The organism is Amycolatopsis sp. NPDC102522, assembly GCF_055584485.1.
On record NZ_JBVJLY010000001.1, the window covers coordinates 822,324 to 833,791 of the forward strand.

Annotated in this window: 10 protein-coding genes; 5 read left to right on the top strand and 5 right to left on the bottom strand. The window is 71.1% G+C overall.

Annotated elements, in window-relative coordinates; genetic code table 11:
- Nucleotides 1-47: 47 nt before the first annotated feature.
- A complete protein-coding gene (locus ACZ6YV_RS03695; protein WP_465508147.1) occupies nt 48-1,244 on the top strand; it encodes an FAD-dependent monooxygenase in 1,197 nt (398 codons plus the stop codon).
- Here ACZ6YV_RS03695 and ACZ6YV_RS03700 read toward each other — a convergent pair.
- The gene (locus ACZ6YV_RS03700; protein ID WP_465508148.1) at nt 1,198-2,157 is read right to left on the bottom strand and encodes a helix-turn-helix transcriptional regulator; all 960 of its coding nucleotides are present in this window, start codon (nt 2,155-2,157) and stop codon (nt 1,198-1,200) included. The two genes, ACZ6YV_RS03695 and ACZ6YV_RS03700, sit on opposite strands and share 47 nt — an antisense overlap.
- Before the next feature lie 85 nt (nt 2,158-2,242).
- Here ACZ6YV_RS03700 and ACZ6YV_RS03705 point away from each other — a divergent pair, with 85 nt between their 5' ends.
- Nucleotides 2,243-2,614, top strand: coding sequence for a VOC family protein (locus tag ACZ6YV_RS03705; protein WP_465508149.1), 372 nt, complete (start codon nt 2,243-2,245; stop codon nt 2,612-2,614).
- On the opposite strand, the gene ACZ6YV_RS03710 is transcribed toward ACZ6YV_RS03705, so the two are convergent.
- A complete protein-coding gene (locus ACZ6YV_RS03710; protein ID WP_378239008.1) occupies nt 2,590-3,051 on the bottom strand; it encodes a MarR family winged helix-turn-helix transcriptional regulator in 462 nt (153 codons plus the stop codon). The genes ACZ6YV_RS03705 and ACZ6YV_RS03710 overlap by 25 nt on opposite strands.
- 62 nt (nt 3,052-3,113) lie before the next feature.
- Here ACZ6YV_RS03710 and ACZ6YV_RS03715 point away from each other — a divergent pair, with 62 nt between their 5' ends.
- Together ACZ6YV_RS03715 and ACZ6YV_RS03720 are read left to right on the top strand one after the other, a co-directional pair.
- Nucleotides 3,114-3,482 carry a MarR family winged helix-turn-helix transcriptional regulator gene (locus ACZ6YV_RS03715; RefSeq protein ID WP_465508150.1) on the top strand — a complete coding sequence of 123 codons (369 nt, stop codon included), beginning with the start codon at nt 3,114-3,116 and terminating at the stop codon, nt 3,480-3,482.
- A gap of 60 nt (nt 3,483-3,542) precedes the next feature.
- Nucleotides 3,543-4,313 (top strand): dioxygenase family protein, encoded by a 771-nt coding sequence (locus ACZ6YV_RS03720; RefSeq protein WP_465508151.1) that lies wholly within the window; start codon nt 3,543-3,545, stop codon nt 4,311-4,313.
- Here the strand turns inward: ACZ6YV_RS03720 and ACZ6YV_RS03725 are convergent.
- Entirely contained in the window at nt 4,310-5,476 is a 1,167-nt protein-coding gene (locus tag ACZ6YV_RS03725) for an MFS transporter (protein ID WP_465508152.1), read from the bottom strand. The two genes, ACZ6YV_RS03720 and ACZ6YV_RS03725, sit on opposite strands and share 4 nt — an antisense overlap.
- Before the next feature lie 90 nt (nt 5,477-5,566).
- Between ACZ6YV_RS03725 and ACZ6YV_RS03730 the strand changes: the two genes are divergently transcribed.
- The gene (locus ACZ6YV_RS03730) at nt 5,567-6,760 is read left to right on the top strand and encodes an ROK family transcriptional regulator (protein WP_465508153.1); all 1,194 of its coding nucleotides are present in this window, start codon (nt 5,567-5,569) and stop codon (nt 6,758-6,760) included.
- A gap of 205 nt (nt 6,761-6,965) precedes the next feature.
- Here ACZ6YV_RS03730 and ACZ6YV_RS03735 read toward each other — a convergent pair whose 3' ends face one another.
- Nucleotides 6,966-10,241: a beta strand repeat-containing protein gene (locus ACZ6YV_RS03735; protein ID WP_465508154.1), complete on the bottom strand. Its 3,276-nt coding sequence runs from the start codon at nt 10,239-10,241 to the stop codon at nt 6,966-6,968.
- 198 nt (nt 10,242-10,439) lie between these two features.
- Nucleotides 10,440-11,453 carry a hypothetical protein gene (locus ACZ6YV_RS03740; RefSeq protein ID WP_465508155.1) on the bottom strand — a complete coding sequence of 338 codons (1,014 nt, stop codon included), beginning with the start codon at nt 11,451-11,453 and terminating at the stop codon, nt 10,440-10,442.
- Nucleotides 11,454-11,468: the final 15 nt, after the last annotated feature.

The following is an 11,468-nucleotide window of genomic DNA, read 5'->3' on the forward strand; positions in this document are numbered from 1 at the left end:
GCTCTGAGCCCATAAGGATACCTAAGTTACCTATCCAAGGAGAACTCATGAGCACCGTCCTGATCTCCGGCGCCAGCATCGCGGGCCCGGCACTCGCCTACTGGCTGCACCGCTACGGCTTCGACGTCACCGTCGTCGAGAAGTCGGACGCGGTACGCGGGGGCGGCTATCCCATCGACATCCGCGGCACCGCCGTGGACGCCGTCCGAGGGATGGGCGTCCTTCCCCAGCTCCAGGCCGCCCACATCAACACGCGAGAACTCACCTTCCTCGACGCCGACGGCGAGCGGATCACCTCGCTCCGGCCCGACGCGATCAACGGCGGAGTCGTGGGCCACGACCTGGAGGTACCCCGCGGCGACCTCACCTCCGTCCTCTACGACGCGATCCGCGACGACGTCGAATTCCTCTTCAACGACTCCATCACGAGCCTCGACCAGCACGCCGACCACGTGGACGTGCGCTTCCGCAGCGGGACCGAGCGCACCTTCGACCTCGTCGTGGGCGCCGACGGCCTGCACTCGAACACCCGCGCGCTGGCCTTCGGCCCGGAGGAACAGTTCCACCACTACATCGGCTACTGCTTCGCGGGCTTCACCATGCGAAACGACTTCGGGCTCTCACACGAGGGCGTCCTCTGGAACACCCCCGGCCGGGCGGCGGCTCTTTACGCCGTCGGGGACGGCGACACGGTGCACGGCTTCCTGAACTTCGCCCGCCCCGAAGCACCCATCGACGCCTTCCGGGACCCGGCCGCGCAGCGTGACCTGGTCGCCTCGGTCTTCGCCGGGGACGGCTGGCACCTCCCGCTCATGGTCGAAACCATGCGCACCGCGGACGACCTCTTCTTCGACGTCGTCAGCCAGATCCGGATGCCGCGGTGGTCCAGCGGCCGGGTCGTCCTGGTCGGCGACGCGGCGCACGCGCCGTCGTTCCTCACCGGGCAGGGGTCGAGCCTCGCCCTGGTCGGCGCCTACCTGCTGGCCCGCGAGCTGGCCATGACGACCGACCACACAGAGGCGTTCGCCGCCTACGAACAGAGCCTCCGGGGGTTCGTCGAGCTGAACCAGGCGCTGGTCACGGCGGGGAACTCGACCATGTTCCCGAGCACGCCCGAAGCGCTGGAGCAGCGCAACACCGCGTTGCGCAGGCTGTCGGCCCTGCCCGAAGACGCGAAGGAGCCGGCGCATTCGGCGCTCACCCTTCCCGAGCCCGCTCCGTCAGCCGCGCTGCCAGTGCGCTGACCAGGTCGCGGAGCTCGCCGGGCCGCTCGATCACGAACGGCCGGTCGAGCGCGGCGAGCAGTGGCGGGATCCAGTCCAGCCGCTGGGCCCGGATCCGGGCACGCACCCGATCGCCGTCCACTTCCAAGACGGCAACGGACGGTGGGAAGACGGCGCGGACCTGCTCGGGCGTCGCCTGGATCCGCACGGAGACGTCGTGCCGGTGCGGCGTCTCGGCCAGGGCTGTCAGCACTCGCTCGGCCGGGTCGAACCCGTCGGGCGCCTCGAAGGTCCCGGACCGCGCCTCGGCCGAGGAAATCCTGTCGACGCGGAAGGTGCGCACCTCACCGCCGGCCTCGTCGAAACCGGTCAGGTACCACCGTCCGGAGTGCGCCACGACGCCATACGGATGGACGACGCGTTCGCTGGCACCGCCGTGCCCGGCGAGGTACGCGATCTCGACCGGGTGCCGGTCCCGCGCCGCTTCCGCGACGGTGAGCAGGACCTCGGCCTCGGCCGAAAGGGTCTGCCGGGCGGGCGCGGTGAAGTCGGCGGTCTCCAGCAACGCGTCCAGACGACGGCCGAGCGCTTCGGGCAGCACCCGGCGGACTTTCGCCACCGCGCTCTCGGCGGCCACGACCGACGTGGTGATCAGCCCGGCCCGCCGTCCCGCGACCAGGCCGAGCAGGACGGCGAGCGCTTCTTCGTCGGTAAACATCAGCGGCGGCATCCGGTAGCCGGGGGCCAGGCGGTAGCCGCCGTAGCGGCCGCGCACCGAACGGACCGGGATGTCCAGGTCGAGGAGGTGCTCGACGTAGCGGCGGATGGTGCGTTCGTCGACGTCGAGCTGTCTCGCCAGCTCGGCGACGGTGCGGGTGCCGCCGCTCTGGAGGATTTCCAGCAACGCGAGCACCCGGGCGATGGGCCTGGTCACAGCACCGAGAATACCGGGCGGATCCTGCCCGGTATTGCTCCTAGCGTGGCCGGTGTCCCGCTTTCCGGTACCGAAAGGACCCGCCATGCAGTTCGTTTCCGTCCGCGTGATCACCCACGACGTCGCCCGTCTCGCCGGGTTCTACGAGAAGGCGACCGGCCTCGCCGCGCAGTGGCGCGCCGAGCAGTTCGCCGAACTCGTCGGCCCGTCGTGCACCTTGGCGATCGGCAGCGCCGAGACGATGACCCTGTTCGGCGGCGCCGCCGCGGTGCCCGAGTCGAACCGGACCGCGATCCTCGAGTTCCGGGTCGACGACGTCGACAAGGAGTACGCGCGGCTGGCGGACCTGGCCGAGATCGTCCAGGAGCCGACCACGATGCCGTGGGGGAACCGGTCCCTGCTGTTCCGCGACCCCGACGGCAACCTGGTCAACTACTTCGCGCCGAGCGCGCCGTAGTTCCGGACGAAGGCGGTCAGCAGCCGGGCGAACTCGCGGCGGTCTTCGTCCGGCCAGTCCGCCATCGCCTCGGCGAACACCGAACGACGGAACTCGTGCATCCGCGTCACTTCGGCGTGCCCGGTTTCGGTGAGCACGAGGACGGCGCGACGGCCGTCGCGCTGGTCGGCCTCGCGCCGGAGGAAACCGCCCTCGACGGCCCGCGCGACCAGACGGCTCGCGCGCGGCTGGTCGATGGTCAGCGCCGCCGCGAGGCTGGTCACCGTGCCCGGTTCGCCGCTTTCCCCGGCCGCTTCGACGGCGTCGAGGAGCCCCTGAACCGCCTGGTCCGGCATCGATTCGGCGCGGTCGCGGGCGAGTTTCGACAGCGATCGCCTCGCCTGGCTCCGCCGGATGGCGATCATCGCGCGTTCCACGTCGGCCACGGCGTCCGTCATTGCCCATCCTCACCAAGTGCATGTACTTTTACATGTAGTTGCCGTCTACATGAGGAGTATCCATGAAGCCCATCGGATTCTGGTTCGCCCACCTTCACCAGGCCCTCGAATCTTCCTTGGAGAAGGTTCTCGCCGACGAGGCGCTGACCCGTCGCCACTGGCAGGTGCTGAACACGATCGACAACGAAGGCGCGCTCGACGAGGCGTTGTCGCCGTTCGGGGAGCTGACGGAGGTCGTCGCGGACCTGCGGACTCGCGGCTGGGTCGACACCGAAAGCCACCTGACCCCGTCGGGCCGGGAGATGCATCTTCGCCTGAAGACCAAGGTCGGCGAGTTCCGCATACGCGCGACCGAGGGCATCAGCGACGACGACTACCGGACGACGGTCGGCGTACTGGAGCGGATGGCGGCGAACCTCGCCCGGGAATAAGGCGGAGCCCGACGGCGTCGTCTATCCTAGTAGTTGAAAGTTCAAACACTTGGAGCTGACATGACGCCGGTGCTCTACCTCAGCCACGGCGCGCCGCCGCTCGCCGACGACGCCACCTGGACCCGCCAGCTCGCCGGCTGGTCGGCGGACCTCGAAAAGCCGAAGGCGATCCTCGTCGTCTCCGCGCACTGGGAAGAGGCGCCGCTGACCCTCGGCGCCACCACCACGGTGCCGCTGGTCTACGACTTCTGGGGCTTCCCCGAGCACTACTACCAGGTGGAATACGCCGCGCCCGGCGCTCCCGAGCTGGCGGGCAAGGTGCGGAAACTGCTCCGCTCGAACCAGACGCCGGTGCACGACGCGCCCGATCGCGGCCTCGACCACGGCGCGTACGTCCCGCTCGTGGAGATGTACCCGGACGCCGACATCCCGGTGCTCCAGGTGTCCATGCCGTCGCTGGACCCGCGGGAGCTGTTCGACCTGGGCCGGAAGCTCGCGCCGCTGCGCGACGAAGGCGTGCTGATCATCGGCAGCGGCTTCTTCACCCACAACCTGAGCGCGCTCGGCCAGACCGACGGCACCGACGGGGCCCCGCCCGCGTGGTCGAGCGAATTCGACCACTGGGGTGCGGAAACCCTGCGCCAAGGCGATCTCGACGCGCTGCTGGACTTCCAGCACAAGGCGCCTGCCGCGGCCCTCGCGCACCCCAGGATCGAACACTTCGCACCACTGTTCGTCTCGCTCGGCGCGAGCTCTTCGGAAGGAAAAGGCGAGACCGTCATCGACGGCTACTGGCACGGCCTCGCCAAGCGCTCCCTCCAGTTCGGCTAGCGAGACCGGAGCACACCTGCGCCCGCCACGAGGCCGAGCGCCAGCAGCGTGACCAGCCCGAAGGACACCGTCAACGACGTCAGGTCGGCGATCCCGCCGATCAGCGACGGCGCGACGAGCCCGGAGGAGTAGGTGATGGTCGCGACGCCCGCGATCGACTGGCTCGGTGTCGGCCCGCTGCGTCCGGCCGCCGCGAAGGCGAGCGGCACGACGACGGAGACGCCGAGCCCGATCAAGGCGAACCCGGCCATCGCCATCACCGGATGCGCGGCCAGTACGACCATCAGGCCGCCGGCCGTCGCGAGAACGCCGCCCGCGCGGACCGTGTTGACCGAGCCGAATCGTCGCACCAGCGCGTCGCCGGAGAGGCGGGCCACCGCCATCGTGCAGGTGAACGCGGTGGTCGACGCCGCCGCGATGCCGGGCGAAGTACCGAGGACGTCGCGCAGGTAGACGGCGGACCAGTCGAGGCTCGCCCCCTCGGCGAAGACGGCGCAGAACGCCACGGCACCGATGATGACGGCCGACTTCGGCGGCAGCGCGAACCTCGGCGGCGGATGCTCGTCAGGCGCGCTGCGGACGTCGAAAACGCCCTGGGAGATGAGCAAACCGGCGACGGTGAGCACGGCGGACGCGATCGCCAGGTGCACCCGGGCGTCCAGCGCGGCATGCGCGGCGAGCGCTCCGGCGGCGGATCCGACGAGCGCGCCCGTGGTCCACATGCCGTGCAGCCCCGACATGACCGACTTGCCCATCCGCTCCTCGATGTCGACGCCGAGGGCGTTCATCAGCACGTCCGAGGTACCGGCCGCGGTACCCATGACGAACAGCGCGAGGCACAGGGTGAAGAGGTTCCCCGCCAGCGACGGGAGGATCAGCGCCAGCGTCCAGTACGCCAGCAGCAACCGAAGCCCCAGCCTGCCGCCGAGCCGGTGCCCGATCCGCGCGGCGAGCGGCATGGTCAGCGAGGCACCGATGGCGGGGAAGGCGAGCGCGAGACCGAGCTGGCCCGCGCTGATCCCCGCGTGTTCCTGGATCCACGGGATCCGGGTGGCGAAACTGCCGGTCACCGCGCCGTGCACGGCGAAGACGGCGGCGATGGCGACCCGCGCCTGCCGCACCCGCCGCGTCGGCCCGCCGACGGTTTCCACTGCATTACTCACTGGGCCCCCAAGGTCCATGAGACAACTCGACGGCGTCAGCGTAAACTATCAGGAAGGGAACCTGATAATTAATTCTGGGAGGATCTACCGGTGAGTGTCATCCGGATGCCGTCCGCCTCCCCGAGCACCGCGCGGGCCATCAACGACCGCCTGGCCCTCGACCTGCTCCAACGCGAGGGCCCGCTGACGGCCACCCAGCTCAAGACGTTGACCGGACTCTCCCGGCCGACCGTCGCCGACCTCGTCGAACGCCTGGGGGACGCCGGGCTGATCGAGGTCGTCGGCGAAGCGGGCGCGGAACGCCGCGGGCCGAACGCGAAGCTGTACGGCATCGTCGCCGAACGCGCGTACCTCGCCGGCCTCGACGTCCGCACCCACGGCATGGCCGTTTCGGTCGCGGACCTGCTGGGACGGACCCGCGCGGAGGCCTCGATCCCGTTCGCTCTGGACGTCGACACCGACGTGGCCGTCGAGCGGGCGATCGCCCTGCTGGACGCCACCACCGCCGAAGCGGGCGCGAGCGCGCTGCACACGATCGCCGTCGGCGCGCCCGGTCTCGTCGACCCGGCGACCGGTGGCCTGCGGCCCGCCGGGGGATTGCCCGCGTGGCACGGGAAACTCGTCGACGAACTCCGGCGACGGCGAGGGATCCCGGTATTGCTGGAGAACGAGGTCAACCTCGCGGCCGCCGCCGAACAGCGGCTCGGCGCCGCCCGTGACCGGGACACGTTCGTGCTGCTGTGGCTCGGTTTCGGGGTCGGCGCGGCCGTCGTCCTCGACGGTTCGCTGCGGCGGGGCGCGTCGGGCGGCGCGGGCGAGATCGGGTTCCTGCCGATGCTGGGCCCCGGACGGCTCCCGACCGCGACCGACTGCGACGGCGGCTTCCACACTTTGGCGGGCAGCGCCGCGATCTGCGAACTGGCCCGCGCGCACGGCATCCCGGCTTCGTCCGCCGACAACGCCGAAGCGGCCGAAGCGGCCGTGGGGTACGCGATCGACGCGGACGCCGAGGAGTTCCTGGAGATCGTCGCGGAACGGATCGCGATCGGCGCGGCCGCGGTCACGGCGGTGCTCGACCCCGGCTGTCTCGTGCTCGGCGGCGAGATCGGCCGCGCGGGCGGCGAAGCTCTGGCGGCCCGGGTCAGCCGTCGGCTCGCGGAGATCTCGCCACTGCGGACCGAGGTGCGGGCGGGCACCGTCGGCGGGAGCGGGGTACTGGAGGGCGCGGTGCTGACCGCGATGGGCGCGGCCCAGGACGCGCTGTTCACCCCGGGGTTCGACTGAGCGGGCGTGACCTGAAGGGGCCCTTCACGACACCGGCCCACCGACCCCGGATGTCCCCAATGTGGCGTTGGGGACACTCGACGTCTCCAATGCCACATTGGGCGTACAGGCACCGGCACCGTGCCCGGACGCGAAACAAAGCGGGCCCGGGAGTGACTCCCGGGCCCGCTTCGGTTCATTCAGTGGCGCTAGCCGACTGGCAGGTTCACATGGTGTGGAACTTCTTGCCGGTCAGGGTGCCGATGAAACGCTGGAACATGCTCAGCGGCGACGAGTCGACGTTCGCCAGAGCCGGGACCTGCGCGGTCGGCATCGCCGGGGTGTTGTTCACGACGGGCAGGGTGCCCGCGGTGGGCAGCTGCACCGGCAGCGAACCGGCGGTCGGGAGCGCACCCGCGGTCGGCAGGGTGCCGGCCGTCGGGAGGGCCACCGGCAGGGTGCCGGCCGTGGGCAGCGCCACGGGCAGCGAACCGGCGGTCGGCAGCGTCGGCAGGGCACCGGCGGTCGGCAGACCACCGGCGACCGGCAGCGCGGTCAGGGCCGGGAGCTGCGCGAGCTTCGGAGCGTCCGCACGAGCGGCGTCACCGGACAGGGCCGGGGTCTTCGGCAGGGCCGGGACACCGGGCAGCGCCGGGGTGACGGGCAGCTCGGGCAGGTCCGCCTTCGGCATCTGCGTCGGGAGAGCCGTCAGCCCCTTCAGGGCGGACAGGCCGGCCTGAAGGCCACCCAGCTGCGGGCCGTCGGAGCGGGCGCCACCGATCGCCGGGGTGGTCGGCAGGGCGCCGGCACCGTTCAGCGAAGGCACCGCGGGAGCACCGAAGGGCAGCGCGGGGATGGCGTCGATCGGCATCTCCGAGCCCACCGAGTCGGTGAACGCGCGGGTGTACTCCTCGTCGTTGATCTCGGTGGAGTCCGTCGAGTTCTCGTCCGCGATGGCCAGCACCGGGATCTCGAGCTCGTTCAGCGGGATCACGAAGGTGAGCGGGTGGTGGAAGTTGAAGCCCGAGAGGGCCTCTCCGCTGCCATCGGTGATGCTGTCGCCACCGGCCTGGCCGGTGATCATGCTGTCCGCGTTGGTCTCGGACACGCCGCCGGCGGCCGCGATGGCGTCGCCGAACACCTCGGGGTCGGCCGCGGCCGGGATGTCGAGGATGTTGCCCGAGAGCGATCCGTCGAGGCCGGAGGTCTCGACGTCTCCACCCGAAGCGGCGTCGACGGTGTCGGAGCCTTCGGCGGTGGCGATGCCCGCGGCCGCGATCGCGTCGTGCGTGACCGGAACCGTCGGCAGCGCCTGGGCGCCGATGATGTTGCCCGCGACCGCGCCGTTGTCACCGGTGGTGGTGGCGTCGCCGCCGGCCGCCGACATGACGTCGTTCAGGCTGTTGCCCTTGGCGATGCCCGCACCGGCCACGCCGAGCCCGGTCACCGGGACCGTGCCGCCGACCGGCGTCTGGACGATGTTGCCCGCCAGGGCGCCTTCGTCACCGTTGGCGGTGGCGTCGCCACCGGCCGACGAGTCGGTCAGGTTCGAGCCCTCGCCCGACGCGATTCCGCCGAGCACCGCGGCGAAGTTGTGCGCCTGGACCGGCAGGGAGACCGGGCCGTAGACCAGGTTGCCCGAGCCGGCGCCGTTGTCACCGGTCGCGTGGACGTCGCCGCCCGCGTTCGAGGTGGTGTCGCCGTCCGCGCCGCCGTGGCCCTGACCGATGAACGCGCCACCGATCCCGAAGGCCTGCACCGGCAGCGAAACCGGCACGGTGCCCAGGTTGGAGCTGAGGAAGCCGTTGTCGTCGGCGGTGTTCCCGCCGCCGCCACCGGAGACGACCTTGGTCTCGTCGGCCGAGCCGGTGCCCTGACCGATGAACGAGCCGCCCACGCCGAAGACCTCGGCCGGAACCGCGGCCGGGACCTGGACGATGTTGCCCGAGCCCGACGAGTCGTTGCCCGTGCTGCCGTCGTACCCGCCGGCGGTCACGGTCTTGGTCTCGGTCGCCTCGGCGACGGCCTGGCCGATGTGCGAGCCACCGACGCCGTAGACCTCGGGGGCCAGCGCGGCCTGGGTGTTGACGATGTTGCCCGCGAGGGTGGAGTCGTCACCCGTGGTGTGGCTGCCGTTGCCGGCGTTCGCGTCGACGGTGTTCTCGCACGAGGTGGAGGACACGTTGCCGATGTAGGTGCCCGCGATGCAGGTCACCTCGACCGGGGCCGCCACGGCCGGGTCGACGATGTTGCCGCCGCCCGCGGAGCCTTCGCCCTCGGAGCTGACGAAGCCACCGGCGTCGACGACGCTGGAGTGGCTGGTGCCGCCGTCCTTGCCGGTGTTGGCGAGGCCGATCCAGCTGGCGGCCACGCCGCCGACGTTCGCCACGTCCGCGGTCTGCGGCACGATCGCGTTACCCGCGACGGCCGAGTCCTCGCCCGAGGTCTGCACGTAGCTGGGGACGTTGCTCCAGCCGGGCGTGGTGTCGCCGGCCTGCGCGTCCGCCGAGGAGCTGCTGTTCGAGTTCGCGAGCGAACCCCACGCGGCAGCCGCGTTGTCGTTCACCTTCACGGGGAGGGCGATCGGCACCGCGCCGACGTTGCCGCCGAGGGCGGAGTCGTCACCGTCGGTCTGGACCCAGCCACCGGAGGTGGCGTCGGTCTCGGCCTCGTAGCCGGAGCTGTTGGCGTTGCCGATGATCCAGGACACGGCGTTGCCGGTGACCTGGACCGGGGTGGCGAACTGACCGGCGACCACGTTGCCGGAAAGGGCGGAGCCCTCGCCGTCGGTGGTGACGTTGCCGGTCTCGGTGGTGCTCTGGCTGGCGGAACCGCCGACCACGCGACCGGTGCCGCCGGCGAGCCCGCCGCCGTTGCCGGCGATCTGCACGGGCAGCGCCCAGTCGAGGGACACGACGTTACCGGCGAGGCTGGAGTCCGCACCGGTGGTCTCGACGTCCTGGTTGTGCGACCAGGTCTGGTCGTGGCTGCCGCCCTCGACCTCGGCGTCGCCGATCACGCCGATGGCGTTGTCGACGATCTGGATCGGGACGACGACGTCGCCGACGACCTTGTTGCCCTTGAGGATGTCGTCCGTGGTGGTGAACCCACCACCGGTCAGCCCACCGCTGACCTGACGGGCCGAGTCCTTGGCGGCCAGCGGCGCGGGGACGGCGCCCTTGTTGGAGAGGCTGGGGAGCCCTCCGCCGATGCCGTCGGTGCTGCCGCCGGGGGAGGAAGCCGAGTCCAGCGCGTCCGAGACGGGCTTGGTGACGGCCTTGGTGCTGACCTCACCCTTGTAACCGGGGACGTCGACCTGACCGAGGGGCGTGCCAACGGCGTTGTTGTCGATCTCGATGGGAACGGTGACGTTCGCGTCGAGCGGGGAGGCAGGGGTGTCAGGGTTGACCTGTTCGTCAGCCGAGGCGATGCCGGTGCCCAGCATCAACAACCCACCCGTGACCAACGCGGTCTGGAGTCCGCGCTTTGCCCAGGATTGCATGGGGTAGTTCTCCTTCATTTCGGGTTCCCTTTCGGGTTCAGAGAGGTGCCTTCGAAGCGGCACCAGAGGGGGGTGGTGGAACTGGCTGCGGGCGCACAAAAGCGCACCGCCGTTTCGCGGGGGATCAGGAGCGGACGCGAAGCCAAGCCCGGAATCGGGAGGCGTGAGGCGCGTCAGCTACCCCGCGGAGGGAGGTGTTCAGTCAGGAGTGACACCGGGCTGCGAGCCCGGGGTGAGCGGCATGTACCGCGTGCCTGCCAGCGAGTAGCCGGTCAGGGAACGCTCGACGGCGGTGACGAGCCAGGCGGGAACGCCGTGGGTCAGGCCGTCGAGGTGACCACCGGGAGCGTTGCCGCCACCGGGGACAGTCGGGATGGAAGGCGCGACGGGAAGCGGCGCCGGGGTGAGCGGACGCGGGAAGTCGCCGCGGTGTCCGTCACGGGAAGGAGAGTCCTCGTCCTGAGCGAAGGCGTCGTGCTGCTGCACGAAGGCCGGCATCGGGAGGACGGTCTCGGAAGAAGCGGGGAACTGCGTCGTCGCCAGCTGGGCGAAGTCGGTGACCTGGTCGCCGGCGCCGATGGTGTCCAGCGGGGACTTCGGGTCGACCGGAGCGCCGCCGACCGGAAGGCCCGGGACGAGGTCGCCGTGGCCGTGCGGGTCGAGGAGGTCCCAGACCTTGCGGCCGAATTCGGGCGACGGGGCGAAGGTCTCGTCCAGCACCTGGCGGGTGTCCTGCGGCTTGCGCACGATGTGCTCGACGGCACCGAGGGTCCGCTTGACCGGGGTGACCACCGAGTTGTCCGCGAAGTCGGTGACCGCGTCGCTGACCCGGGTGGAGACCTCGTGCTCGTCGGCGCGGATGTCGCCGCCGCAGTGGCGCTTCGCCGGGGACGTCTGGGTCTCGTCCGGCATCGACCACGTGGTGGCGTCCTGGTGGCTGTCGCCGCACACCGCGCCGGCGACGTCGCCGGTGAACTTCGAAGCGCCACGGGAGACGTCGGAAAGACCGGCCGTGGTGGCGTCGGTGACCGGGGTGACGCTCGTGTCGGGAGCGGAGACCACCGGGACGACGTCCGCGGAAGCGGAGGCGCCGGAAACGATCCACGCGGCGGCGGAACCGGCGACGGTGCCGCCGAGGACGAACAGCGCACGCGAAGCGAGACGGCCGAAGCGCGCTGCGCCTCGCCTCTCGTTCTTCGCCGCGTTCGTCACTCGGTCTCCTGTCGC